The following is a 26,349-nucleotide window of genomic DNA, read 5'->3' as shown; positions in this document are numbered from 1 at the left end:
ACTGCGCGGCCCCGAACTGGACAGGAATTGGTCTTATGCGTCGCAAGCTCGTGGCCGGCAACTGGAAGCTCCATGGCACCCGTCAATTCGCCACGGCGCTGATGGACGAACTGGTCGCGGGCCTGCCGCTGGAGGGGGTCGACCTGCTGGTCCTGCCGCCGCTGCCCTATCTGGGCGAACTGATCGAGGACTACGGCGGCCGTGGCGTGGCCTTCGGCGCGCAGGACGTCAGCAGCAACGAGAAGGGCGCCTATACCGGCGAAGTCTCGGCGTCGATGCTGGTCGACGTGGGTGCACGCTATGGCCTGGTGGGCCATTCCGAGCGCCGGCAATACCACAACGAGAGCAGCGAATTCGTAGCCCGCAAGTTCGTCGCGGCCAAGCACGCAGGCCTGATCCCGGTGCTCTGCGTGGGTGAGACCGAGCAGCAGCGCAGGGACGGGCAGACCGAGTTCCGCATCCTCAAGCAGCTGGAAGCCGTGTTCGACCTGGCGGGCCCGCAGGCCTTCGAACGTGCCGTCATCGCTTACGAGCCGGTCTGGGCCATCGGCACCGGGCTGACTGCCACCCCGGCCCAGGCGCAGGCCGTGCATGCCTTCATCCGTGGCGAAGTGGCTGCGCGCGATGCTAGAATCGCCGATTCGTTGCTCCTCCTGTACGGGGGCAGCGTCAAGCCCGACAACGCCGCGGAACTGTTCTCGCAGCCCGATGTCGATGGAGGGCTGGTGGGCGGTGCTTCGCTGGTCGCCCGGGATTTCCTGGCCATCGCGCGAGCGGCGGCCGGCCGGGGCTGACCCGGCAAGACCGGCTCCCCATGGGGCCTACGACTCAACCGGTTGAGACTGATTCCAAATGTGGATGTTGATCCTGAATGTGGTGTACGTGCTGGTGGCCATCGCCATCATCGCGCTGGTGCTGATGCAGCGCGGTTCCGGCGCACAGGCCGGCTCCGGCTTCGGTGCGGGTGCCTCCGGTACGGTGTTCGGTGCGCGCGGTGCGTCCAACTTCCTCTCCAAGAGCACCAAGTGGCTGGCCATCGCGTTCTTCGGCATCAGCCTGTTCATGGCCTGGTATGCCACGCACAGCGCACGTCCGGCCGCGCAACAGAACCTCGGTGTGATGTCGCAGCTGCCTGCAGCGGCCGAAGCGCCGGTGGGTGAACTGCCCAAGCCGTCGACCGTGCCGAGCACGCCGATCCAGCAGGCGCCTGCCGCGCCGGCCGGCGATGCGCCCGCTGCGCCGCAGCAGGCCGCGCCTGCGTCCGAGCAGCCTCCGGTAACCCCGCCGCAAGGCGGCTGAGCCCGGATACAATGGCGGGACGCGACAGGCGTCGCGTAGGTTTCAATGCCCAGGTGGCGGAATTGGTAGACGCACTACCTTGAGGTGGTAGCGACGAAAGTCGTAGGGGTTCGAGTCCCCTCTTGGGCACCAACACCGGCGGGTCGGCGGCAACGTCATTCCCGCCACAAAAAACCCGCCTTACGGCGGGTTTTTTCTTTTGCCGGCAAGCTTAAAAAGGGCGGGTAATCGTTTACTAGCTAGTTCACAAACCGTTACAATCCCGCCGATTCATCGGATGCCCGGTACGTGTTGCGGAAGGGCGCCCGCGGAAGGTGGGTCCGGGCGGTTTCGCTGCGGGCCGGTCGCGACAAGCGACGCGGCCAGGCCTGCGATGCGAGCCCGATGCATGCCGGACCGCGCCCCCGCGCGTCGGCGGATAGGACAAGAAGAGACAAGCGAGTGCTGGCCAACTACCTGCCCACCCTGTTGTTCCTGATCGTCGCCACCGGCATCGGCATCGCGCTGATGGTGGCCGGACGCTTCCTCGGTCCGCGTCGTCCCGACGCGCAGAAGCTGTCCCCGTACGAATGCGGCTTCGAGGCCTTCGAGGACGCGCGCATGAAGTTCGACGTGCGCTACTACCTGATCGCCATCCAGTTCATCGTGTTCGATCTGGAAATCATCTTCATTGTTCCGTGGACGCTGGTGTTCCAGGAGCTGGGTCCGCGTGCGCTGGTCACGATGGGCCTGTTCGTGGGCATGCTGTTCCTCGGCTTCGTTTACGTTTGGAAGAAGGGAGCGCTCGAATGGGAGTGATCCAGACCGTCGACCGTCTGATGAACAACCCGATCCCGGAAGGGCGGGTGGACGACATCCTGCGCCCCGAAGGCGACAACCCGCTGCTGGAAAAGGGCTACGTGACCACCAGCGTCGACGCGCTGATGAACTGGGCGCGCACCGGTTCGATGTGGCCGATGACGTTCGGCCTGGCCTGCTGTGCGGTGGAGATGATGCACGCCGGCACCTCGCGCCTGGACCTGGACCGTTACGGCGTGGTGTTCCGCCCGTCGCCGCGCCAGTCCGACGTGATGATCGTGGCCGGCACGCTGGTCAACAAGATGGCCCCGGCGCTGCGCAAGGTCTACGACCAGATGCCCGACCCCAAATGGGTCATCTCGATGGGCAGCTGCGCCAACGGCGGCGGCTACTACCACTACTCGTACTCGGTGGTGCGCGGCTGCGACCGCGTGGTGCCGGTGGACGTGTACGTGCCCGGTTGCCCGCCCACGGCCGAAGCGCTGGTGTACGGCATCCTGCAGTTGCAGAAGAAGATCTGGCGCACGCAGACCATCGCACGCTGATCCGTCTCTCCCCCGATCCCTTTCTAGAGCACGCCACGCCCCATGGCTGAGCAAGCTGCAAACTTCACCGACCGGTTGCGCGCGCGTTTCAGCGACGCGACGGTCAGCGTCGCCGAGCCGCGCGGCGAAATCACCCTGGAAGTGCCGTCCGCGTCCTGGCACGCCGTGGCGCTGGCCCTGCGCGACGAATTCGGCTTCGAGCAGGCCGTCGACATCAGCGGCGTGGACTACCTGGGCTACGGCAGCGCCGAGTGGGATACCGCCGACGTGTCGTCCGAGGGCTTCAGCCGTGGCGTCGAGGGCTTCGGTCCGGGCCGCTTCAACTGGGACCAGCGTCCGCGCGACGCCGCCCGCCCCAATCGCTTCGCCGTGGTGCTGCACCTGCTGTCCTACCAGCACAACCGCCGCGTGCGCGTGCGCTGCTTCGCGCCGGACGACGGCCTGCCGGTCGTCGCCTCGCTCTGCGACGTGTGGCCGGGACTGAACTGGTTCGAACGCGAGGCCTTCGACCTGTACGGCATCATCTTCGAAGGTCACCCGGACCTGCGCCGCATCCTGACCGACTACGGTTTCGTCGGCCATCCGTTCCGCAAGGACTTCCCGCTGATTGGCAACGTTGAAGTCCGCTACGACGAAGAGAAGAAGCGCGTGGTGTACGAGCCGGTCACCTCGGTCGAGCCGCGCGTCGGCGTGCCGCGCGTGATCCGCGACGACGCGCGCTACCAGACCGCCGCTGGCGAAGCCGCCGCGCGTGAGGGCAAGGCATGAGCAATCCGCAATCCGGCAATGCGTTCGCCAGCAACCCTGCCGAAGCCAAGCAGGAAATCCGCAACTACACGCTGAATTTCGGCCCGCAGCATCCGGCCGCGCATGGCGTGCTGCGCCTGATCCTGGAAATGGACGGCGAAACCATCGTCCGTGCCGACCCGCACGTGGGCCTGCTGCACCGGGGCACCGAGAAGCTGGCCGAGTCCAAGCCGTTCAACCAGTCGATCGGCTACATGGATCGCCTGGACTACGTGTCCATGATGTGCAACGAGCACGCCTACGTGCGTGCCATCGAGACCCTGCTGGGCATCGAGGCGCCGGAGCGGGCGCAGTACATCCGCACGATGTTCGACGAGATCACCCGCATCCTGAACCACCTGATGTGGGTCGGCTCCAACGCACTCGACCTGGGTGCGATGGCGGTCATGCTGTACGCCTTCCGCGAGCGCGAAGAACTGATGGACTGCTACGAAGCGGTCAGCGGCGCGCGCATGCATGCGGCGTATTACCGGCCGGGCGGCGTCTACCGCGATCTGCCGGACCGGATGCCGAAGTACAAGGAATCGCCTTGGCGCAAGGGCAAGGCGCTCAAGCAGTTCAATCAGGCGCGTGAAGGCTCGCTGCTGGACTTCCTGGAAGACTTCACCAACGAGTTTCCGAAGCGCGTCGACGAGTACGAGACGCTGCTCACCGACAACCGCATCTGGAAGCAGCGTACCGTCGGCATCGGCGTGGTCGCGCCGGAGCAGGCGCGCGCCTGGGGCATGACCGGCGCGATGCTGCGTGGTTCCGGCATCGCCTGGGACCTGCGTAAGAAGCAGCCCTACGCGAAGTACGACGCGGTGGATTTCGACATCCCCGTGGGCGTGAACGGCGACTGCTACGACCGCTATCTGGTGCGCGTGGCCGAGATGCGCCAGTCAAACCGCATCATCAAGCAGTGCGTGCAGTGGCTGAAGGCCAATCCGGGCCCGGTCATGGTGCAGAACTTCAAGGTCGCTCCTCCCAAGCGCGAGGAGATGAAGGACGACATGGAAGCGCTGATCCATCACTTCAAGCTCTTCAGCGAAGGCTACTGCGTGCCGGCCGGCGAAACCTATGCCGCAGTGGAGGCGCCGAAGGGCGAGTTCGGCTGCTACCTGGTGTCCGACGGCGCCAACAAGCCCTTCCGCGTGAAGCTGCGCGCGCCGGGCTTCGCGCACCTGTCCTCGATGGACGAGATCGTGCGCGGCCACATGCTCCCCGACGTCGTCGCGATGATCGGTACTTATGATCTTGTCTTTGGTGAGGTGGACCGATGAGGGCCACGGGTAATTTCGAAGCGGCGCAGAACGTCGATCCGCTGGTGGCGTTGAGCGACAAGACGCGCGCGCACATCGATCATTGGCTGACCAAGTTTCCGCCGGACCGCAAGCGCTCCGCGGTGCTGCAGGGCCTGCACGCCGCGCAGGAGCAGAACAATGGCTGGCTGACCGACGAACTGATCGCCGCCGTCGCCAAGTACCTTGACCTGCCGCCGGTGTGGGCCTACGAGGTCGCCAGCTTCTACTCGATGTTCGAGACCGAGAAGGTCGGCCGCAACAACGTCGCCTTCTGCACCAACATCAGCTGCTGGCTCAACGGCGCCCAGGACCTGGTCGCGCACGCCGAGAAGAAGCTGGGCTGCAAGCTGGGCGAATCCACGGCCGACGGCCGCGTGTACCTGAAGCGCGAAGAAGAGTGCGTGGCCGCGTGCTGCGGCGCGCCGGTCGTGGTCATCAACGGCCATTACCACGAGAAGCTGACGCCGGCGAAGGTCGACGAGCTGCTGGACGGGCTGGAGTAAGCACATGGCAGGCCATTCCCACTATTCCGAAGGCTACGGTCCGGTCGGCCCGGCTCCCAAGGAGCACCAGGCCGTCTACACCACGCTGCATTTCGACAAGCCGTGGTCGTACGAGAACTACCTGAAGACCGGCGGTTACGCCGCGCTGCGCAAGATCATCGAAGAGAAGATCCCGCCGGCCGACGTCGTCGAGATGGTCAAGCAGTCCGGCCTGCGCGGCCGCGGCGGCGCGGGTTTCCCGACCGGCCTGAAGTGGAGCTTCATGCCCAAGGGCGACATGCAGAAGTACATCCTCTGCAATTCGGACGAATCCGAGCCGGGCACCGCCAAGGACCGCGACATCCTGCGCTACAACCCGCATGCGGTGATCGAGGGCATGGCGATCGCCTGCTACGCCACCGGTTCCACCGTGGGCTACAACTACCTGCGCGGCGAGTTCCACCACGAGCCCTTCGAGCACCTGGAAGAAGCCACCGCCGAGGCCTACAAGCACGGCTGGCTGGGCAAGAACATCCTCGGTTCGGGCGTGGACATCGACCTGTACAACGCACTGGGCGCGGGCGCCTACATCTGCGGCGAAGAGACCGCGCTGATGGAGTCGCTGGAAGGAAAGAAGGGCCAGCCGCGCTTCAAGCCGCCGTTCCCGGCCAATTTCGGCCTGTACGGCAAGCCGACCACGATCAACAACACCGAGACCTACGCCTCGGTGCCCGCCATCGTGCGCAATGGCGCCGAGTGGTTCATGAACCTGGGCAAGCCGAACAACGGCGGCTGCAAGATCTTCTCGGTGTCCGGCCACGTCGCGCGTCCGGGCAACCATGAGATCCGGCTGGGCACGCCGTTTGCCGACCTGCTGGAGCTGTGCGGCGGCATGCGCGAAGGCCGCAAGCTGAAGGCCGTCATTCCGGGCGGTTCCTCGATGCCGGTGCTGCCGGGCGAGGTGATGATGGGCCTGACGATGGACTACGACGCCATCCAGAAGGCCGGTTCCGGCCTGGGGTCGGGTGCCGTCATCGTGATGGACGACACCACCTGCATGGTGCGTGCGTGCCAGCGCATCGCGCGCTTCTACTACAAGGAAAGCTGCGGTCAGTGCACGCCGTGCCGCGAAGGCACCGGCTGGATGTACCGCATGCTGACCCGCATCGCCGAACAGAAGGCGACGCTGGACGACCTGCACATGCTGAAGGCGGCCGCCGGCCAGATCGAAGGCCACACCATCTGCGCCTTCGGCGAGGCCGCCGCATGGCCGGTGCAGGGCTTCCTGCGCCACTTCTGGAACGAATTCGAATACGCGATCGTCAACAAGCGCTTCCTGGTCGACGACCAGCGCGCCGGTACGGTCATTGAGAGCAAGGTGGCCGCATGAGTGCGCAGCCCGTCAACCCGAACCTGCCGCCGGACCACGTCACCGTCTTCATCGACGGCGTGGAGCTGGCCGCACCGAAGGGTTCGATGATCATCCAGGCGGCCGACAAGGCCGGCATCCCGATCCCGCGCTTCTGCTACCACGAGAAGCTGCCGATCGCAGCGAACTGCCGCATGTGCCTGGTGGAAGTGGAGAAGATGCCGAAGCCGGCACCGGCCTGCGCCACGCCGGTGATGGATGGCATGAAGATCGCCACGCGCAGCGACAAGGCGCTGAAGTCGCAGCGCAACGTGATGGAATTCCTGCTGATCAACCATCCGCTGGACTGCCCGATCTGCGACCAGGGCGGCGAGTGCGAACTGCAGGACCTGTCGCTGGGCTATGGCCGTTCGGTCAGCCGCTTCCAGGAACGCAAGCGCGTGGTGCCGGACGAGGACATCGGTCCGCTGGTCGCCACCGAAATGACCCGCTGCATCCAGTGCACGCGGTGCGTGCGCTTCACCGCGGACGTGGCCGGCACCTACGAACTGGGCGGCATGTACCGCGGCGAGAACCTGCAGATCGGCACCTACGACGGCAAGCCGCTGACCACCGAACTTTCCGGCAATGTCATCGACGTCTGCCCGGTGGGTGCGCTGACCAACAAGGTGTTCCAGTTCCGCGCCCGTCCGTGGGAACTGATCGCGCGCGAATCCATCGGCTTCCACGATGCGATGGGCTCCAACCTGTTCCATCACGCGCGCCGCGGGCAGGTGCTGCGCACGGTGCCGCGCGAGAACGAAGCGGTCAACGAGTGCTGGCTGTCCGACCGCGATCGCTACTCGCACCAGGGCCTGTATGCCGAGGACCGCGCGGTGAAGCCGCTGCAGAAGGTCAACGGCGAGTGGCGCGAAGTGTCGTGGGCCGAAGGCCTGTCCGCCGCGACCGAGATCCTGCGCGCGAATCGTGGCGACAGCCTCGGCGTGCTGGTGCATCCGGCCGTGTCGAACGAGGAGGGCGGCCTGCTGGCCAGGCTGGCCGAAGGCCTGGGCACCGGCAACCTGGACCACCGCATCAACAATCGCGACTTCTCCGACGGCGCCGTCGCCGAGCCGTTCGCGCTGCCGCTGGCGGAGATCGAGCAGGCCGATGTCATCGTGCTGTTCGGCACCCACATCCGCCATGAGTTGCCGCTGCTGCACCAGCGCATCCGCAAGGCCGTCCGCAAGGGCGCCAAGGTGCACGTGGTCAATCCGGTCGATTTCGACTTCGCCTTCAGCATCGCCGGCAAGCGCATCGTCGCGCCGTCGCAGCTGGCCGGCGCCCTCAATGACGCCGCGTTGCGCGATGTCGCCAAGGCCGCCAATCGTGCCGTGGTGATCGTCGGCGGCATTGCCGAGAACCATCCGCAGGCCGCCGCCCTGCGTGCCGCCGCAGGCGACTTCGCCGCCGCGACGGGCGCCTCGCTGTGCCGAATTCCGCAGGGTGCCAATGCCGTCGGCCTGGCGCGCCATGGCGTGCTGCCGAGCGGCCGCGATGTGGCCGGCATGTTCGCCGAGCCGCGCAGCGCCTACGTCATCTACGGCATCGAGCCGGGCCTGGATTTCGCCGACACGCCGGCCGCCACCAAGGCGTTGGCATCGGCGAAGGTCGTGGCCTTCAGCCATTTCGCCTGCAGGTCCACGCGCGACGTCGCGGACGTGATCCTGCCGATCGGTGCGCTGCCCGAGGTCGAGGCTACGCTGACCAATCTCGATGGCAGGGACCAGCACACCCAGGCCTCCGGCAAGCTGCCGGGTGAGGCCCGCGAGGGCTGGAAGGTGTTGCGCGCCCTGGGTGGCGAACTGCAGCTGGCCGGCTTCGAGTTCACCGATGCGGCAGGGATGCGCGAAGCGATCCGCAGCGTGAAGCCCGTCGCCATCGCGAAATCCGCAGCACCTGCGGCCAGTGGCCAAGGCCTGGAACTGGCCGTCAGCGCGGCGATCTACCGGACCGACGGTACGGTCCGCCGGGCGGAAGCGCTGCAGGCGCATCCGCTGAATGTCGGCGCCCGCATCGTGCTGAACCCGGCCGACGCGCAGGCCGCCGGCGTGGCCGATGGGCAGGTCGCCAAGGTCGGCAACGGCATCGGCACCGCTGCGTTGCCGGTGGTGGTGGACGCCCGCGTCGCCGCGGGTGCCGCCTGGATCGAAAGCGGCTACGGGGCCACGGCGCCGCTGGGTGCCGGACGCGTGACGGTGGTGAGCGCATGAACGAACTCCTGATCAACGCTGTCGGTCCCTTGCGCGAGTGGTTCTTCGGGCTGGGCGACATCGGCATGGTGCTGTGGATCGTGCTGAAGATCCTGGCGATCGCCATGCCGGTGATCATCTCGGTCGCGTTCTATGTGGTCTGGGAACGCAAGCTGATCGGCTGGATGCACGTGCGCCACGGTCCGATGTACGTGGGCATGGGCATCTTCCAGGCCTTCGCCGACGTCTTCAAACTGCTGTTCAAGGAAATCATCCAGCCCAGCAGTGCGCAGAAGGCGATGTACGTGATCGCGCCGCTGATCGTGCTGGCCCCGGCGTTCGCGGCGTGGGCGGTGGTGCCGTTCGACTACCAGCTGGTCCTGTCCAACGCCAACGCCGGCCTGTTGTACCTGCTGGCGATGACCTCGCTGGGCGTGTACGGCATCATCATCGCGGGCTGGGCGTCGAACTCGAAGTACGCCTTCCTCGGTGCCATGCGCTCGGCCGCGCAGGTCGTCAGCTACGAGATCGCGATGGGCTTCGCGCTGGTGGGCGTGCTGATCGCCGCCGGCAGCCTGAACCTGACCGACATCGTGATGGCGCAGTCCGGCAACGCCGGCTTCTTCGAGTGGTTCTGGCTGCCGCTGTTCCCGCTGTTCATCGTGTACTGGGTGTCCGGCGTCGCCGAAACCAACCGCTCGCCGTTCGATGTGGTGGAAGGCGAGTCTGAGATCGTCGCCGGCCACATGGTCGAGTATTCGGGTGCGGCGTTCGCGCTGTTCTTCCTGGCCGAATACGCCAACATGATCCTGGTCAGCTTCCTGGTGTCGCTGTTCTTCCTCGGTGGCTGGCTCAGCCCGCTGCAGGGCTGGATCACCGCGGACGTCTCGCCGTGGGTCAACTGGATCTGGACCGGCGGCTGGCCGTGGCTGCTGCTGAAGGTGCTGTTCTTCGCCAGCGCGTACATCTGGTTCCGCGCCAGCTTCCCGCGTTACCGCTACGACCAGATCATGCGCCTGGGCTGGAAGGTGTTCATTCCGCTCACGATCTTCTGGATCGCGGTGACGGCGTTGCTGGTGTTCTTCGGCGTGTTCGAGAAGGGTGTGTAAGACATGAGCAAGGTTGTGCACTACTTCAAGAGCCTGATGCTGCTGGAGCTGCTCCAGGGCCTGTGGCTGACGCTGAAGTACACCTTCAAGCCCAAGTACACGCTGATGTACCCGATGGAGAAGTTCCCGCAGTCGCCGCGCTTCCGCGGCCTGCACGCGCTGCGCCGGTATCCGAACGGCGAGGAGCGCTGCATCGCCTGCAAGCTGTGCGAGGCCGTGTGCCCCGCGCTGGCGATCACCATCGACTCGGCCCCGCGCGAGGACGGCACCCGCCGCACCACACGCTACGACATCGACCTGTTCAAGTGCATCTACTGCGGCTTCTGCGAGGAAAGCTGCCCGGTGGACTCGATCGTGGAAACGCACGTGCTGGAGTACCACTTCGACAAGCGCGGGCAGAACATCGTCACCAAGCCGCAGCTGCTGGCGATCGGCGACCGGCTGGAAGCCGAGATCGCCGAGCGCCGCGCCGCCGACGCCGCCTTCCGTTGAGGTCCGAAGCATGGATTGGGTCCTGATCAGTTTCTACGCCTTCGCCACCGTCGCGGTCGTCGCCGCCGGCGCGGTGATCAGCGTGCGCAACCCGGTGCATGCCGTGCTGTGCCTCATCCTGACGTTCTTCTCGGTGGCCTGCACCTGGCTGCTGGTGGGCGCCGAATTCCTGGGCGTGGCCCTGATCCTCGTCTATGTGGGCGCGGTGATGGTGCTGTTCCTGTTCGTGGTGATGATGCTGGACATCGACATCGTGAAGATCCGCGAGGGCTGGGTGAAGTTCCTCCCGATCGGCCTGCTGGTCGCCGTGGTGATGCTGGGCCAGATGCTGGTGCTGATCGGCATCAAGGCGCGCACGGCCACGCCGTTCCCGGACAATGCCGCATCGGGCGCCGCGGAGGTATCCAATACCGCCTGGCTGGCGCGCACGCTGTTCACCGAATTCCTGCTGCCGTTCGAGTTCGCCGCCGTCATCCTGACCGTGGCCGTCGTGGCCGCGGTGATGCTGACGCTGCGCAAGCGCACCGGCACCAAGGCGCAGGACCCGGCCGAGCAGTCGCGCGTGAAGGCGAGCGACCGCATCCGCATGGTGTCCATGCCGGCCGAGAAGCCGGTGCGTGACGTGCCGGCCAGTGCGCCGGCGGAAGGGGAGGGCAAGGCATGATTTCCGTAGGCCATCTGCTGGCGCTCGGCGCGGTGCTGTTCTGCATCAGCCTGGCCGGCATCTTCCTGAACCGGAAGAACGTCATCGTCCTGCTGATGTCGATCGAGCTGATGCTGCTGTCGGTCAACATCAACTTCGTCGCCTTCTCGCGCGAACTGGGCGACGCCGCCGGTCAGATCTTCGTGTTCTTCATCCTCACCGTGGCCGCGGCCGAGGCCGCCATCGGCCTGGCGATCCTGGTCACCCTGTTCCGCACGCGGCGCACGATCAACGTGGCCGAAGTCGATACGCTCAAAGGCTGATGCACCGATGACCGGTATGGAAGTCCTCCTCTCCAAGAACGTGCTGCTGGCCATCGTGCTGGCGCCGCTGCTGGGCTCGATCATCGCCGGCCTGTTCGGCCGCCTGGTCGGCCGCGCGGGTGCGCACACGGCCACCATCCTGGGCGTGGCGGTCAGCTGCGCGCTGTCCTGCTGGGTGCTGTACCAGCTCGTGGTGCAGGGCGCGTCGCCGTTCAACGAGAACCTGTACACGTTCTTCGAGGTCGGCAACTACACCGGCCACGTCGGCTTCATGATCGACAAGCTGACGGCGATGATGATGGTCGTGGTGACCTTCGTGTCGCTGCTGGTCCACCTGTACACGATCGGCTACATGGCCGAGGACCCGGGCTACCAGCGCTTCTTCAGCTACATCTCGCTGTTCACCTTCAGCATGCTGATGCTGGTGATGAGCAACAACTTCCTGCAGCTGTTCTTCGGCTGGGAAGCGGTCGGCCTGGTGTCGTACCTGCTGATCGGCTTCTGGTTCAAGCGGCCCACGGCGATCTTCGCCAACATGAAGGCGTTCCTGGTCAATCGCGTGGGCGACTTCGGCTTCCTGTTGGGCATCGGCTGCGTGCTGCTGATGTTCGGCACGCTGGACTACGCCACCGTGTTCGCCAACGCCACGCTGCTGGCGGGCAAGGCCGTGCCGGTGTGGAGCGGCGCCGTGTCGCTTTTCGGCCAGACCTGGCAGGTGCTGGACCAGCCGGTGATCTGGTCGATGGCCACGCTGACCTGCATCTGCCTGTTCATCGGCGCGATGGGCAAGTCGGCCCAGGTGCCGTTGCACGTGTGGCTGCCGGATTCGATGGAAGGTCCCACCCCGATCTCCGCGCTGATCCACGCCGCGACCATGGTGACCGCCGGTATCTTCATGGTGGCGCGCATGTCGCCGCTGTTCGAGCTGTCGCAGACGGCCCTGGACTTCGTGCTGTTCATCGGCGCCACCACTGCGCTGTTCACCGGCCTGATCGGCATCGTGCAGAACGACATCAAGCGCGTGGTGGCGTACTCCACGCTGTCGCAGCTGGGCTACATGACGGTAGCGCTGGGCGTGTCGGCCTACTCGGCGGCCGTGTTCCACCTGATGACGCACGCCTTCTTCAAGGCGCTGCTGTTCCTCGCGGCCGGCTCGGTCATCATCGGCATGCACCACGAGCAGGACATGCGGAAGATGGGTGGTCTGCGCAAGTACATGCCCATCACCTGGATCACCAGCCTGATCGGCACGCTGGCCCTAGTCGGCACCCCGTTCTTCTCCGGCTTCTACTCGAAGGACACCATCATCGAGGCGGCCAAGCACCACCAGCACGTGGCGCACGAGGTGGGCGAGAAGGTGGCCGAGATGGGCGTGATGGCCGCGCAGGGTTACCAGGGCCCGAGCGAATGGATCGCCAATTACGGTTACTGGGCGGTGCTGCTGGGCGTGTTCGTCACCAGCTTCTACAGCTTCCGTCTGCTGTACCTGACGTTCCACGGCAAGGAGCGCTTCCGCGATGCGCATGACGACCATGCCCACGGGCACGACGACCATGCGCACGATGACCACGGTCATGGGCACCACGGTGCGCACGAGCCGCACGAGTCCCCGTGGGTGGTGACGGTGCCGCTGGTGCTGCTGGCGATTCCCTCCATCTTCATCGGCTTCTTCACCATCGGCCCGATGCTGTTCGGCACGGACTGGACCGGGCATCACGAGGCCACGCCGTTCTTCCTGGGCGCGATCGACTTCCTGCGCCTGGATCCGACCACGGCCATCTCGGCGCGCGACACCGTGATGTCGTTGAAGGAAGAGTTCTGGCACGGGCCCGTCGGCTACGCGATCCACGGCATGCAGATGCCCCCGTTCTGGCTGGCGCTCGGCGGTTTCCTGTTGGCCACCTTCCTGTACCTCTTCAAGCCGGAACTGCCGGGCAAGATCCGCAACAGCACGGTGGGCGCTTTCCTGACCAACATCCTGGACAAGAAGTACTGGGCCGACCACCTGTGGATCAGCGGCTTCGCGGGCGGCGGCGTCAAGCTGGGCAAGGTGTCGCGCGCGATCGACAGCCACGTGATCGACGGCGCCGCGGTCAACGGCACGGCGAAGCTGGTCGACCTGGGCGCGCAGCTGCTGCGCAAGACCCAGTCCGGCTACCTGTACCACTACGCGTTCGCGATGATCGTCGGCCTGATCCTGCTGCTGGGCGCGGTCATCAAGTTTTGGCAGTAACGACCTGACGTGACCGCACCCCGCGGGACGTCCTGGCGAAGAACTCAACGGATACCACAACGTGTCGAACTGGCCCCTGCTTAGTGTTCTGATCTGGCTGCCCATCCTGGGTGGCGCGCTGGTGCTCGCGCTGGGCAATGCCCGCGCCGGCGCGGCCCGCTGGCTGGGCTTCGCCGTGGCGGTGCTGACCTTCGTCTTCAGCCTGGGGCTGCTGAGCGGTTTCGACTATGCGAATCCGGGCCTGCAGTTCATCGAGAGCCACGCCTGGATCCCGAGCTTCGACATCCACTACAACCTGGGCGCCGATGGCATCGCTGTCGCCCTGCTGCTGCTCAACACGCTGATCACGGTACTGACGCTGGCCGGCGCGTGGGGGTCGGTGAACAAGCGCGTGGCCCAGTACGTGGCCGCGTTCCTGATCCTCGAAGGCCTGACCAATGGCATCTTCGCGGCCAGCGATGCGGTGCTGTTCTACGTGTTCTTCGAGGCGATGCTGATCCCGATGTTCCTGATCATCGGCGTCTGGGGCGGTCCGCGCCGCATCTACGCGTCGTTGAAGTTCTTTCTGTACACGTTCCTGGGCTCGGTGCTGATGCTGGTCGGCCTGGTGTACCTGTACATCAAGGGCGGCAGCTTCCAGCTGGCCGACCTGTACGCGATGCCGCTGACCGCGAAGGAACAGACGTGGCTGTTCTTCGCCTTCCTGATCGCGTTCGCGGTGAAGATCCCCATGTTCCCGGTGCACACCTGGCTGCCGGATGCGCACGTGGAGGCCCCGACCGCGGGCTCGGTGATCCTGGCGGCGATCGCGCTGAAGATCGGCGGTTACGGCCTGCTGCGCTTCAGCCTGCCAATCGTGCCGGACGCCGGCCACGAGTGGGCCATGTTCGTCATCGTGCTGTCGCTGATCGCGGTGGTGTACGTGGGCCTGGTGGCCCTGGTGCAGGACGACATGAAGAAGCTGATCGCCTATTCGTCGGTCTCGCACATGGGCTTCGTGACGCTGGGCATCTTCATCGCCTTCAGCCTGGTGCGCGACTACGGCAACCTGGACGGCGCGCGCCTGGGCCTGCAGGGCGCGATGGTGCAGATGATCAGCCACGGTTTCATCTCCGGCGCCATGTTCACCTGCGTCGGCGTGCTCTACGACCGCATGCACACCCGCATGATCAAGGACTACGGTGGCGTCATCAACACGATGCCCTGGTTCGGCGCGTTCTTCATCCTGTTCGGCATGGCCAATTCCGGCCTGCCGGGCACCAGCGGGTTCGTCGGCGAGTTCATGGTGATCCTGGCCAGCTTCCAGCAGCATCCGCTGATCGCCTTCTTCGCCGCCACCACGCTGGTGATCGGTGCCGCCTACACGCTGTGGCTGGTGAAGCGGGTCATTCTGGGTGACGTGGCCAATGCGCACGTGGCCGAACTGAAGGACGTGTCCCTGCGCGAGGCGCTGGTGCTGGGCGGTTTCGCCGCCTGCGTGCTGGCGCTGGGCGTGTATCCCAAGCCGCTGACGGACCTGATGGAGCCGTCGATCGCGCAACTGGCGATGCAGCTCGCCAACAGCAAGCTGTAAGGAAGAACCATGACGACGCCGATGCCCATCTCCGCCGCCGACCTGCAGCCGCTGCTGCCCGAGCTGACCCTGATCGCGGGGGCGTTCGCCCTGCTGATGCTCGACCTGTTCCTGGACAACGCCCGCCGTTTCATCACCCATGCACTGGCGCTGGTCGTCATGGTCGCCGTGGTCTGGATGCTGGCCACGGGCGTGGGCGGGCAGGGCAGCGTGTTCAGCGGCATGTTCGTGCGCGACACCCTGGCCGATGTCAGCAAGGTGGTGATCGTCGCGGTCAGTGCGCTGTCGCTGGTCTATGGCTGGCCGTACCTGCGCGAGCGGAACCTGTATCCGGGCGAGGCGCCGGTGCTGGTGATGTTCGCCACCGCCGGCATGATGATGATGGTGTCCGCCGGCAGCCTGGTCATGGTCTACTTGGGCCTGGAGCTGCTGGCGCTGTGCTCGTATGCCCTGGTCGCGCTGAACCGCGACGACGGGCTGGCCACCGAGGCGGCGATGAAGTACATCGTGCTGGGCTCGCTGGCCTCGGGTCTGCTGCTGTACGGCATGTCGCTGGTGTACGGCGCGACCGGTTCGCTGCACCTGCCAGCGATCTTCGACGCCACGGGCACCGCGCTTGGCGGTGGCGGCGACCAGCGCCTGCTGCTGCTCACCGGCGTGGTGTTCATGGTGGCGGGCGTGGCGTTCAAGCTGGGCGCGGCGCCGTTCCACATGTGGCTGCCGGACGTCTACCAGGGCGCACCGACGCCGGTGACGCTGTTCATCAGCGCGGCGCCGAAGCTGGCCGCCTTCGGCATGGCGTTCCGCCTGCTGCAGGACGGCGTGGGCCCGGCCGCGGCGCAGTGGCAGTGGCTGCTGGCCGGCCTGGCCGCCGCATCGCTGGTGATCGGCAACGTCATCGCGATCGCGCAGACCAACCTCAAGCGCATGCTGGCGTATTCCACGGTGTCGCATGTCGGCTTCCTGCTGGTCGGCTTCGCCGGCGGCGGTGAAGTCGGTTACTCCGCCGCGCTGTTCTACGCGATCAGCTACGCCATCATGTCGGCGGCGGCGTTCGGCGCGATCATCGTGCTGTCGCGCCAGGGTTTCGAAGCCGACCGGATCGACGACTTCAAGGGCCTGAATGCGCGCAATCCGTGGCAGGCCGGTCTGGTGCTGTGCGTGATGGCCTCGCTGGCCGGCGTGCCGCCGTTCCTCGGCTTCTGGGCCAAGCTGGTGGTGCTGGGCGCGGCCGTCAACGGCGGTTTCCTGTGGCTGGCCATCGTCGGCGTGCTGTGCGCGGTGATCGGTGCGTTCTACTACCTGCGCGTGATCAAGGTGATGTACTTCGACGAACCCGTGGGCGAAATCCCGCCCGCGCGCAAGGATCGCGTGGTGCCGCTGGTGTTCGGCGTCAACGCGCTGGCGCTGCTGGCGCTGGGCATCGCCTGGAACCCGATCATGGCGTGGTGCAAGCTGGCGTTCGCAGGCTGATCACGTTACCCGGGGAACCGCCGGTCCACCCAGGGCCGGCAACGCGCGATGAACGCGATGCCCCACGCCGATAGTCCGCAAGGCTTGCAATAAATCGGCGCATTCATCATAATCTCGCCTCTGCTGCGGGGTGGAGCAGTCTGGCAGCTCGTCGGGCTCATAACCCGAAGGTCGCAGGTTCAAATCCTGCCCCCGCTACCATGTTTATCCGAGGCCGCCCTCATCAGGCGGCCGACGAAGAACCTGGGCACGCAACGACGCATGTTCCCGTCGTTGCACCGACATCCAGCGTATCGGACAAGGGGCCCATCGGGCCCCTTGTCTGTTTTCGCGACCCGTACCGCACCATCCCCGACAACGGCATCGAATCCGTGAGCGAGAAGGCCAACGACATCGCCAACCTGCTGGCACCGACCGTCCAGTCCCTGGGCGTGGAGCTGCTGGGCATCGAGTACCTGCCGGCACCCGGTGGCGCCACGCTGCGCCTGTACATCGATGTGCAGGAAGCCGAACGCGATACCCGCCACGTCAACATCGAGGACTGCGAGGCGGTGAGCCGCGAAGTGTCCGCGCAGCTCGACGTGGAAGATCCGATTTCCGGCAACTACACGCTGGAAGTCTCTTCGCCCGGCGTGGACAGGCCGCTGTTCCGGCTGGAGCATTACGCCCGCTTCGCAGGCGAGTCGGCGAAGGTGGTGATGAAGCTGCCGCAGGACGGCCGTCGCCGCCTGCAGGGCACCATCGCCCGCATCGAAGGCGACCGCATCGTGTTCGTCGTGGACGGCGCCGAAATAGTGGTGGCGTTCGATAATATCGACAAGGCGCGCCTGGTCCCCGACTGGGCGGCGCTGGGCCTGGCGCCCGAAAAACCCGGATCCGGTGCCGGCCGCAAGGCCGGTGCCAAGGCTGGCGGCGCCAAGCGTGCCCCGGCCGGCAAAGCCAAGAAGAAACCCAACCAACCGGCGGCCCGCAAGCCGCGCGCGGAGTGATCAATGAGTAAGGAACTGTTGCTGGTCGTGGATGCGGTGGCCAACGAGAAGGGCGTGCCGCGCGAAGTCATCTTCGAGGCCATCGAGGCCGCGTTGGCTTCCGCCGCCAAGAAGCGCTATCTGGACCAGGACGTGCAGGTGCGCGTCGCCATCGATCCCAAGGATGGCAGTTACGAGACCTTCCGCCGCTGGGAAGTGGTGGCCGACGACGTGGTGATGGAATCGCCCGATCGCCAGATCCGCCTGATGGACGCCGAGGACGAGGCCGAAGGCGCGGAAGTGGGCGACTGGATCGAAGAGAAGATCGAGAACCCCGATTTCGGCCGCATCGCCGCCCAGGCCGCCAAGCAGGTCATCGTGCAGCGCGTCCGCGAAGCCGAACGCGCGCAGGTGGTCGATGCGTGGAAGGATCGTGTGGGCGAGCTGGTCACCGGCGTGGTCAAGCGCGCCGAGCGCGGCAACATCTACGTGGACCTGGGCGGCAACGCCGAGGCCTTCATCCCGAAGGACAAGGGCATCCCGCGCGACGTGCTGCGCGCCGGCGACCGCGTGCGCGGTTACCTGTACGACGTGCGCTACGAACCGCGCGGCCCGCAGCTGTTCATCAGCCGCGCCGCCCCGGAGTTCATGATCGAGCTGTTCAAGCTGGAAGTGCCGGAAGTGGGCCAGGGCCTGGTCGAGATCAAGGCCTGCGCGCGCGATCCGGGCGACCGCGCCAAGATCGCCGTGCTGGCCCACGACACCCGCACCGATCCCATCGGCGCCTGCATCGGCATGCGCGGCTCGCGCGTGCAGGCCGTGAGCAACGAGCTCAACGGCGAGCGCGTGGACATCGTGCTGTGGAACGACAACCCGGCCACCTTCGTCATCAACGCGATGGCCCCTGCCGAAGTGCAGTCGATCATCGTCGATGAAGAGAAGCATTCGATGGACCTGGCCGTGGCGGAGGACCGCCTGGCGCAGGCCATCGGCAAGGGCGGCCAGAACGTGCGCCTGGCCAGCCGCCTGACCGGCTGGCAGCTCAACGTCATGACCGCCGACCAGGTGCAGGCCAAGAGCGAGGCCGAACAGGCCGTCGCCCGCCAGCTGTTCATGGACAAGCTGGAAGTGGATGAGGAAATCGCCGCCATCCTGGTCGCCGAGGGTTTCAGCACGGTCGAGGAAATCGCCTACGTCCCGGTCGGCGAACTGCTGGCCGTGGAAGGCTTCGACGAGGACATCGTCGAGGAGCTCCGCTCGCGCGCCCGCGACGCCCTGCTGAACGAGGCGCTGGCCGAGGAAGAAGGCCTGGAGGACGACCATCCGGCCGAGGACCTGCTGGCGCTGGAAGGCATGGACGAGGAAACCGCATTCGCGCTGGCCTCGCACGGCGTCCGCACCAGCGAGGACCTGTCCGACCTGGCCGCCGACGAAGTGGTCGAGTTCGGTATCGAGGGCCTGGACGAGGCGCGCGCCGCCGCGCTGATCCTGGCCGCCCGCGCCGAGGAAATCGCCCGCTTGGAGCGTGGCGCATGAGCGCCGCCCGGGCCCGCCCGGGACGCGGCGCATGAGCCACCCATGAACACCGCCCTGGCACCCGCAGGGCTTAGAATCCCCCCTCTCGAAAAGGGTTGCCCCTCCACCGCCAGGGGGGCGCAACAAGAAACCTAGGATCCGAATGTCGCAGCAAACCACCATCCGCAAGCTCGCTGAACTGGTCAACACGCCGGTCGAGAAACTCCTGGAGCAGCTGGCCGAGGCCGGCATGAGCTTCAGCGGTCCCGACCAGGTCGTGACCAGCATGGAAAAAGTGAAGCTGCTCGGCTTCCTCAAGCGCTCGCACGGCAAGAGCGATGCCGCGACGGATGAGGCTGCGCCCAAGAAGATCACCCTGAACCGTCGCAAGGTGCAGGAAGTGACGGTCGCCGCCGGCCGCACCAAGACCACGGTGGCCGTGGAGGTGCGCCAGAAGCGCACCTATGTGAAGCCGACCGACGCGGAGTCCGTCGCTACGAACTGGCAGAGCGAAGCCGATCCGGAGCGCGCCGAGATCCTGCGCAAGCTGGAGGAATCCCGCCAGCGCAATCTCGACGAACAGCGGCGTCTGGCCCAGGAAGACGCCAAGCGCGCCGAAGAACTCGAGCGCCGTCGGCAGGAGGAAGCCGAGGCTCGGGCCGCAGCCGAAGCTGCGCGCGCGCAGGCCGAAGCGGAGGCTGCCGCGCTGGCCGCCGGCGCCACCGCCGTGGATGGGGACGAGTCGCCCCGTCCGGCCCGTGCCGCCACGCCGGGCCACCACGTGCCCAAGCAGGTGGTGCGCAAGGATCCGCCGCGTGCCGACGACCGCAACGCGGCCGCCGCCAAGCACAAGACCCGCGGTTCGCACGTGATGGTGGCCGGCGTCGAGGACGACGACAGCACCAGCCGTTTCGCCGGCCAGCTGCACCTGTCGGCCGCCGATCGCGCGCGCCGTGGTGCGTCGCGCGGCAAGTCCAAGCCCCCCCGTCGCCATGAACAGAGCCGTGGCGGTGGCGGTGCGCACGGCTTCGAACGCCCGACCGCGCCGGTGGTGCGCGAAGTGTCCATCGGCGACACCATCACCGTGGCCGACCTGGCGCAGAAGCTGGCGCTGAAGGGCGGCGACGTGGTGAAGGCGCTGTTCAAGATGGGCGTGATGGCCACCATCACCCAGACCATCGATCACGACACCGCCGTGCTGGTGACCGAGGAACTGGGCCACAAGGCGATCCGCGCCGACGCCAACGACGTGGAAAGCGAACTGCTGGCGCACGCCGAGGAACAGCAGGGCGAGAAGGTCGCGCGTCCGCCGGTGGTCACCATCATGGGCCACGTCGACCACGGCAAGACCTCGCTGCTGGACTACATCCGCCGCACCAAGATCGCCAGCGGCGAAGCCGGCGGCATCACCCAGCACATCGGCGCCTACCACGTCGAAACCCCGAAGGGCGTCATCAGCTTCCTGGATACCCCGGGCCACGCCGCGTTCACCGCGATGCGTGCCCGTGGCGCCAAGCTGACCGACATCGTGGTGCTGGTGGTGGCTGCGGACGACGGTGTCATGCCGCAGACGCGCGAAGCCATCCAGCACGCCAAGGCGGCCAAGGTGCCGCTGATCGTGGCGGTCAACAAGATCGACAAGTCCGATGCCGACCCGCTGCGCGTGAAGAACGAGCTGCTGGCCGAGGAAGTGGTCGCCGAAGACTTCGGCGGCGACACCCAGATGGTGGAGATCTCCGCCAAGACCGGTCAGGGCGTGGACAACCTGCTGGATGCCATCTCCATCCAGGCCGAACTGCTCGAGCTGAGGGCCGTGGAAGAAGGTCGCGCCAGCGGCGTGGTCATCGAGTCCTCGCTGGACAAGGGCCGCGGCCCGGTCGCCACGGTGCTGGTGCAGCAGGGCACCCTGAAGAAGGGCGATTACCTGGTGTGCGGCATCCAATACGGCCGCGTGCGCGCGCTGTTCGACGAGACCGGCGGCCAGCCGCCTTCGGCCGGCCCGTCCATCCCCGTGCAGGTGCTCGGCCTGTCGGGCGTGCCCGAAGCCGGCGACGACTTCGTGGTGGTCGAGGACGAGCGCCTGGCCAAGGACGTGGCGCAGCAGCGCGACGCCAAGCGCCGCGAGTCGCGCCTGGTCCAGTCCGCCGGCAGCCGCATGGAAGACATCATGGCGCAGCTGGGCAAGGGCGAAGGCCAGCTCAGCCTCAACCTGATCATCAAGGCCGACGTGCAGGGCTCGGTGGAGGCGCTGCGCCATTCGCTGACCGCGCTGTCCAACGAATCGATCCGCATCAACATCATCAGCTCCGGCGTGGGCGGCATCACCGAGTCCGACGCCAACTCGGCGGTCACCTCCAAGGCCACGGTCATCGGCTTCAACGTACGTGCCGACGCCTCCGCGCGTCGCATCATCGAAGCCAACGGCGTGGACCTGCGCTACTTCTCGATCATCTATGACGTGATCGACCAGGTGAAGCAGGTGGCATCGGGTCTGCTGGGCGTGGAGATCCGCGAAGAGATCATCGGCATCGCCGAAGTGCGCGACGTGTTCCGCAGCTCCAAGTTCGGCGCGGTCGCGGGCTGCATGGTGGTCGAGGGCACGGTCAAGCGAAACAAGCCGATCCGCGTGCTGCGCGCCAGCACGGTGGTGTTCGAGGGCGAACTGGAATCGCTGCGACGCTTCAAGGAGAACGTCGACGAAGTGCGCAACGGCACCGAGTGCGGCATCGGCGTGAAGGCCTACAACGACGTCCAGCCGGGCGACCAGATCGAGTGCTTCGAGCGCATCGAAGTGCAGCGCACGCTCTGATCATGCCGACCAAGTCGTTCCATCGCACCGACCGCGTCTCCGCCCAGCTCCGCCGCGAGCTGGGCACGCTGGTGCACGAGGCCGTGCGCGAGCACGGTCTGCCGTCGGTCAGCGTGTCCGACGTGGAAGTCACCCGCGACATGGCGCATGCCAAGGTGTTCGTCACCGCGCTCATGCCCGAACGTTCTGTGGAAGCGGTCAAGGGCCTGAAGGAACTGGCCTGGGGCCTGCGCATGGAGCTGGCGCGCCGCGTGAAGATGCGGCACGTGCCGGAGCTGCACTTCCACTACGACGACTCCGTCGATCGCGGCGAACGCATCGAGAACCTGCTGCGCGACCTGCCGCCGCCTCCGGCCGACGACGAAGCCTGACAGGTCGGGCGGTAGGGCGGAGCTCGCTCCGCTGCCCTTCGGGCCGGTTTCCGGGCGTCGGCGATACAAGGGAGTCGAGCAGGCTCGACCCTACGATTTCGCCCCCACGCCCAACGATGTACCCGAGAGACCGCATGGCAGGACGCATCCACTTCCGTCGCCTCGATGGCCTGCTGCTGCTGGACAAGCCGCAGGGCATGAGCTCGAACGCCGCCCTGCAGGCGGCCCGGCGGCTGTTCCGTGCGGAGAAGGGCGGCCATACCGGCAGCCTCGATCCGCTGGCCACAGGCCTGCTGCCCCTGTGCTTCGGTGAAGCGACCAAGATCGCCGGCCTGTTGCTGGGTTCGCGCAAGGCCTACGACACCGTCGCCGTGCTCGGGACCACCACCGATACGGACGATGCCGACGGCATGCCGCTGCGCGAGCGTCCCGTCCCGCCGCTGGACAGGGCGACTGTGCAGGCGGCGCTGGCGCCGCTGCTGGGCCGCATCCGCCAGCGTGCGCCCATCTATTCGGCCCTCAAGCAGGGGGGAGAGCCGCTGTACGCCAAGGCGCGCCGGGGCGAAGCCATCGAAGCGCCCGAGCGCGAGGTAGAGGTCCACGCGATCGACCTCCTCGACATCGCGCCCGGTCGCATCGCCCTGCGGGTGGAGTGCGGCTCCGGCACCTACGTGCGCAGCCTGGTCCGTGACCTGGGCGAGACGCTGGGCTGCGGTGCTCATGTCGGGGTGCTGCGCCGGCTCTGGGTGGAGCCGTTCAGGGAACCCCGCATGTTCACCCTGGAAGCGCTGCAGACGCTGGCTCGGGAAAGGGGCGAGGCGGCCCTGGACGCCTGCCTGCTGCCCATCGAGGCGGGCCTGGCGGGGTTCCCCCGGGTGGACGTGGATGCCGAAGATGCCCGCCGGCTCGGCCAGGGTCAGCGTCTGCGCGGGCAGCCGCCCAGCGACGGACCCGTGGCCGTGCATGGCCCGGATGGCCGCGTGCTGGGGCTGGCGACGGTCGACCCGACGGGCGTGCTGGCGCCGCAGCGTCTGTTCACCTGGACCGCGCAGGCGGCCATCCCGGCGGCCGGCAGCCAATAAAACCTTGTTTCAAAAGGGGCTGGCGGCTACACTACGCCGCCGGTTTCATACCGGCCTCTGCATCATTCCCCAGCTTCATCAACGGCGAACCAGGCGGTGCGCGCGGAGGACAGCCCGCGTTCCTGCAGGTCACGCATCCAACGAGAGAACACCATGTCCGTCGATACCCAGAAAGTGATTGCCGACAACGCCCGCGGCGCCAACGACACCGGCTCCCCGGAAGTCCAGGTCGCTCTGCTGACCGCCCGCATCGAGCACCTCAGCGGCCACTTCAAGACCCACAAGAAGGACCACCACAGCCGTCGTGGCCTGCTGCAGCTGGTCAACCGCCGCCGCAGCCTGCTGGACTACCTGAAGCGCAAAGACAACGAGCGCTACAAGGCCCTGATCGAAAAGCTCGGTCTGCGCCGCTGATGCAAGACCCCGCCGCGGCGCAGAGATGCGCCGCGGTTTGCATTTCAGGGAACGGAATGCGCTGTACCCGCGGGCCGCACCGGGCCCGCACACGCTGAAGCACCGGCCGGCACCCCCGGCCACCCGCGCGCGGCAAGGGTCGCGCCCGGTCCAACCCGAACAAGGCATCCCCAAGGAAACCACGTGGCAAAGATCACCAAAACCTTCCAGTACGGCAAGCACACCGTCACCCTGGAGACCGGCGAAATCGCACGCCAGGCCAGCGGCGCCGTCATCGTCAACGTCGACGACACCGTACTGCTGGTCACCGCCGTCGCCGCCAAGAGCGCGCGCGAAGGGCAGGACTTCTTCCCGCTGACCGTCGATTACGTCGAGAAGTTCTATGCCGGCGGCCGCATCCCCGGCGGCTTCTTCAAGCGCGAAGGCCGTCCGACCGAGAAGGAAACGCTGATCTCGCGCCTGATCGACCGTCCGATCCGCCCGCTGTTCCCCGAGGACTACAAGAACGAAGTGCAGATCATCGCCCAGGTGATCTCGCTCAACCCGGAAGTGGACGGCGACATCCCGGCCCTGATCGGCGCGTCCGCCGCGCTGTCGCTGGCCGGCACCCCGTTCCAGGGTCCGATCGGCGCCGCCAAGGTCGGCTACAAGGACGGCCAGTACATCCTCAACCCGACCGCCACCGAGCTGAAGGAATCGCAGCTTGAGCTCGTGGTCGCCGGCACCAGCGGCGCCGTGCTGATGGTCGAATCCGAAGCCGCGCTGCTGTCGGAAGACGTGATGCTGGGCGCCGTGACCTTCGGTCACCGCGAGATGCAGAAGGTCATCAACGCCATCAACGAGCTGACCGTCGAAGCCGGCACCAAGCCGTCCGACTGGGTCGCCCCGGCCAAGAACACCGCCCTGATCGCCGCGCTGAAGGAAGCCGTCGGTGGCCAGCTGGTGGAAGCCTTCAAGATCCACGACAAGCTGCAGCGCCGCGACGCCATCGCCGCCATCAAGAAGGACGTGACCGAGCAGCTGGCCGGCCGCATGGAATCCGAAGGCTGGGACAAGGCCGAACTGTCGAAGGAGTTCGGTGAACTGGAATACCGCACGATGCGCGATTCCGTGCTGGACACCAAGGTCCGCATCGACGGTCGCGCGCTGGACACCGTGCGCCCGATCGCCGTGAAGGCCGGCGTGCTGCCGCGTACCCACGGCTCGGCGCTGTTCACCCGTGGCGAGACGCAGGCCATCGTGGTCACCACGCTGGGCACCGCGCGCGACGGCCAGATCATCGACGCCGTCAGCGGCGAGTACAAGGAACACTTCCTGTTCCATTACAACTTCCCTCCGTTCTCGGTGGGCGAGTGCGGCCGTTTCGGCGCGCCCAAGCGCCGCGAGATCGGCCACGGCCGCCTGGCCAAGCGCGGCGTGCTGGCGGTGATGCCGACGATGGAAGAGTTCCCGTACACCATCCGCGTGGTCTCGGAAATCACTGAGTCCAACGGTTCCTCCTCGATGGCTTCGGTCTGCGGCAGCTCGCTGGCGCTGATGGATGCCGGCGTGCCGGTCAAGGCGCCGGTCGCGGGCATCGCGATGGGCCTGGTGAAGGAAGGCGACCGTTACGTCGTGCTGAGCGACATCCTGGGTGACGAAGACCACCTGGGCGACATGGACTTCAAGGTGGCCGGTTCCGCCGAGGGCATCTCCGCCCTGCAGATGGACATCAAGATCGACGGCATCACCGAGGAGATCATGCGGGCCGCGCTGGCGCAGGCCAAGCAGGGCCGCCTGCATATCCTGGGCGAGATGTCGAAGGCGCTCACCACGCCGCGCGCCGAGCTGTCCGAGTTCGCGCCGCGCCTGATCACCATGAAGATCCACCCCGACAAGATCCGCGAAGTGATCGGCAAGGGCGGTTCGGTGATCCAGGCCATCACCAAGGAAACCGGCACGCAAATCGACATCCAGGACGACGGCACCATCACCATCGCCTCGGTCAACGGCGCCGCCGGCCAGGCCGCCAAGGCCCGCATCGAGCAGATCACGTCCGACGTGGAGCCGGGCCGCATCTATGAAGGCAAGGTCGCCAAGATCATGGACTTCGGTGCGTTCGTCACCATCCTGCCGGGCAAGGACGGCCTGGTGCACGTGTCGCAGATCTCCAACGACCGCGTCGAGAAGGTCAGCGACGCGCTGAAGGAAGGCGACGTGGTCAAGGTCAAGGTGCTGGAAGTCGACAAGCAGGGCCGCATCCGCCTGTCGATCAAGGCCGTGGAAGAAGGCGAGGGCGTGTCGGCCGAGTAAGCCGCACGACATCGCAAGGCGTGACGGAAAGGCGGGCTTCGGCCCGCTTTTTCTTTGGTGGTGCCGAACACCTCCATGGAGCGATGTTGCGGGCTCTTTCCCTCTCCCTGCGTGCGGGGATAGGGCGCCAAAAGTCTGACCCGTACCTGATACGGGGGCGGCTGAGGGGCAATGCCGGAGCCGCGATGTTTCATCGTGCGTGATGCGTCGCGTGCTGCTCTCCCCTCGGTCGGTTCGG

The 26,349-nt window shown here is 66.6% G+C and carries 23 protein-coding genes and 2 tRNA genes; all 25 read left to right on the top strand.

What is annotated here, in order from left to right; genetic code table 11:
• Positions 1-35 precede the first annotated feature (35 nt).
• The 25 genes from tpiA (at position 36) to pnp (ending at position 26,111) form a co-directional block, all read left to right on the top strand.
• Positions 36-794: a triose-phosphate isomerase gene (tpiA, locus tag IAE60_RS15850; protein ID WP_187572981.1), complete on the top strand. Its 759-nt coding sequence runs from the start codon at positions 36-38 to the stop codon at positions 792-794.
• A 58-nt stretch (positions 795-852) separates the two neighbouring features.
• Positions 853-1,299, top strand: coding sequence for a preprotein translocase subunit SecG (gene secG / locus IAE60_RS15845; protein ID WP_187572980.1), 447 nt, complete (start codon positions 853-855; stop codon positions 1,297-1,299).
• Positions 1,300-1,346: 47 nt separating this feature from the next.
• A tRNA-Leu gene (locus IAE60_RS15840) sits at positions 1,347-1,431 on the top strand.
• A gap of 309 nt (positions 1,432-1,740) precedes the next feature.
• Positions 1,741-2,097 carry an NADH-quinone oxidoreductase subunit A gene (locus IAE60_RS15835; RefSeq protein WP_162108536.1) on the top strand — a complete coding sequence of 119 codons (357 nt, stop codon included), beginning with the start codon at positions 1,741-1,743 and terminating at the stop codon, positions 2,095-2,097.
• On the top strand, positions 2,088-2,642 hold the full coding sequence (locus tag IAE60_RS15830; protein ID WP_162108535.1) for a NuoB/complex I 20 kDa subunit family protein: 555 nt from the start codon (positions 2,088-2,090) through the stop codon (positions 2,640-2,642). Before IAE60_RS15835 ends, IAE60_RS15830 begins: the two co-directional genes overlap by 10 nt.
• A 42-nt stretch (positions 2,643-2,684) precedes the next feature.
• The gene (locus IAE60_RS15825; RefSeq protein ID WP_185896536.1) at positions 2,685-3,410 is read left to right on the top strand and encodes an NADH-quinone oxidoreductase subunit C; all 726 of its coding nucleotides are present in this window, start codon (positions 2,685-2,687) and stop codon (positions 3,408-3,410) included.
• The gene (locus IAE60_RS15820; protein ID WP_187572979.1) at positions 3,407-4,711 is read left to right on the top strand and encodes an NADH-quinone oxidoreductase subunit D; all 1,305 of its coding nucleotides are present in this window, start codon (positions 3,407-3,409) and stop codon (positions 4,709-4,711) included. The genes IAE60_RS15825 and IAE60_RS15820 overlap by 4 nt, the downstream gene beginning before the upstream one ends.
• Entirely contained in the window at positions 4,708-5,235 is a 528-nt protein-coding gene (gene nuoE / locus IAE60_RS15815; protein ID WP_162108532.1) for an NADH-quinone oxidoreductase subunit NuoE, read from the top strand. The genes IAE60_RS15820 and nuoE overlap by 4 nt, the downstream gene beginning before the upstream one ends.
• Before the next feature lie 4 nt (positions 5,236-5,239).
• Positions 5,240-6,604 carry an NADH-quinone oxidoreductase subunit NuoF gene (nuoF, locus tag IAE60_RS15810; RefSeq protein WP_187572978.1) on the top strand — a complete coding sequence of 455 codons (1,365 nt, stop codon included), beginning with the start codon at positions 5,240-5,242 and terminating at the stop codon, positions 6,602-6,604.
• Entirely contained in the window at positions 6,601-8,835 is a 2,235-nt protein-coding gene (gene nuoG, locus IAE60_RS15805) for an NADH-quinone oxidoreductase subunit NuoG (RefSeq protein ID WP_185896533.1), read from the top strand. Before nuoF ends, nuoG begins: the two co-directional genes overlap by 4 nt.
• Positions 8,832-9,923 (top strand): NADH-quinone oxidoreductase subunit NuoH, encoded by a 1,092-nt coding sequence (gene nuoH, locus IAE60_RS15800; RefSeq protein WP_185896532.1) that lies wholly within the window; start codon positions 8,832-8,834, stop codon positions 9,921-9,923. The genes nuoG and nuoH overlap by 4 nt, the downstream gene beginning before the upstream one ends.
• 3 nt (positions 9,924-9,926) lie before the next feature.
• Positions 9,927-10,415 carry an NADH-quinone oxidoreductase subunit NuoI gene (nuoI, locus tag IAE60_RS15795; RefSeq protein ID WP_162108528.1) on the top strand — a complete coding sequence of 163 codons (489 nt, stop codon included), beginning with the start codon at positions 9,927-9,929 and terminating at the stop codon, positions 10,413-10,415.
• 10 nt (positions 10,416-10,425) lie between these two features.
• The gene (locus IAE60_RS15790; protein WP_187572977.1) at positions 10,426-11,079 is read left to right on the top strand and encodes an NADH-quinone oxidoreductase subunit J; all 654 of its coding nucleotides are present in this window, start codon (positions 10,426-10,428) and stop codon (positions 11,077-11,079) included.
• Entirely contained in the window at positions 11,076-11,381 is a 306-nt protein-coding gene (gene nuoK, locus IAE60_RS15785; RefSeq protein WP_056881218.1) for an NADH-quinone oxidoreductase subunit NuoK, read from the top strand. The genes IAE60_RS15790 and nuoK overlap by 4 nt, the downstream gene beginning before the upstream one ends.
• 16 nt (positions 11,382-11,397) lie before the next feature.
• The gene (gene nuoL, locus IAE60_RS15780; RefSeq protein ID WP_187572976.1) at positions 11,398-13,614 is read left to right on the top strand and encodes an NADH-quinone oxidoreductase subunit L; all 2,217 of its coding nucleotides are present in this window, start codon (positions 11,398-11,400) and stop codon (positions 13,612-13,614) included.
• Between the two features lie 61 nt (positions 13,615-13,675).
• Complete coding sequence (locus IAE60_RS15775) at positions 13,676-15,187, top strand: NADH-quinone oxidoreductase subunit M (protein ID WP_185896530.1); 1,512 nt, start codon at positions 13,676-13,678, stop codon at positions 15,185-15,187.
• A gap of 9 nt (positions 15,188-15,196) precedes the next feature.
• The gene (gene nuoN / locus IAE60_RS15770) at positions 15,197-16,660 is read left to right on the top strand and encodes an NADH-quinone oxidoreductase subunit NuoN (protein WP_187572975.1); all 1,464 of its coding nucleotides are present in this window, start codon (positions 15,197-15,199) and stop codon (positions 16,658-16,660) included.
• Between the two features lie 124 nt (positions 16,661-16,784).
• Positions 16,785-16,861 (top strand) — tRNA-Met (locus IAE60_RS15765).
• A gap of 170 nt (positions 16,862-17,031) precedes the next feature.
• On the top strand, positions 17,032-17,649 hold the full coding sequence (gene rimP / locus IAE60_RS15760; protein WP_187572974.1) for a ribosome maturation factor RimP: 618 nt from the start codon (positions 17,032-17,034) through the stop codon (positions 17,647-17,649).
• Between the two features lie 3 nt (positions 17,650-17,652).
• Complete coding sequence (gene nusA / locus IAE60_RS15755) at positions 17,653-19,164, top strand: transcription termination factor NusA (protein WP_185896527.1); 1,512 nt, start codon at positions 17,653-17,655, stop codon at positions 19,162-19,164.
• A 142-nt stretch (positions 19,165-19,306) separates the two neighbouring features.
• On the top strand, positions 19,307-21,952 hold the full coding sequence (gene infB, locus IAE60_RS15750) for a translation initiation factor IF-2 (protein ID WP_185896526.1): 2,646 nt from the start codon (positions 19,307-19,309) through the stop codon (positions 21,950-21,952).
• A gap of 2 nt (positions 21,953-21,954) precedes the next feature.
• Positions 21,955-22,323 carry a 30S ribosome-binding factor RbfA gene (gene rbfA, locus IAE60_RS15745; protein WP_185896525.1) on the top strand — a complete coding sequence of 123 codons (369 nt, stop codon included), beginning with the start codon at positions 21,955-21,957 and terminating at the stop codon, positions 22,321-22,323.
• A gap of 134 nt (positions 22,324-22,457) precedes the next feature.
• A complete protein-coding gene (gene truB, locus IAE60_RS15740) occupies positions 22,458-23,405 on the top strand; it encodes a tRNA pseudouridine(55) synthase TruB (protein WP_187572973.1) in 948 nt (315 codons plus the stop codon).
• Positions 23,406-23,558: 153 nt separating this feature from the next.
• A complete protein-coding gene (rpsO, locus tag IAE60_RS15735) occupies positions 23,559-23,819 on the top strand; it encodes a 30S ribosomal protein S15 (protein WP_162108519.1) in 261 nt (86 codons plus the stop codon).
• Positions 23,820-24,002: 183 nt separating this feature from the next.
• The gene (gene pnp / locus IAE60_RS15730; protein WP_162108518.1) at positions 24,003-26,111 is read left to right on the top strand and encodes a polyribonucleotide nucleotidyltransferase; all 2,109 of its coding nucleotides are present in this window, start codon (positions 24,003-24,005) and stop codon (positions 26,109-26,111) included.
• Positions 26,112-26,349 lie beyond the last annotated feature (238 nt).

This window comes from Pseudoxanthomonas mexicana (genome assembly GCF_014397415.1).
In the GTDB taxonomy this organism is placed as follows: domain Bacteria; phylum Pseudomonadota; class Gammaproteobacteria; order Xanthomonadales; family Xanthomonadaceae; genus Pseudoxanthomonas_A; species Pseudoxanthomonas_A mexicana.
Note: the sequence above shows the minus strand (reverse complement) of the source record. Positions and strands in the feature narration are given on the sequence as shown.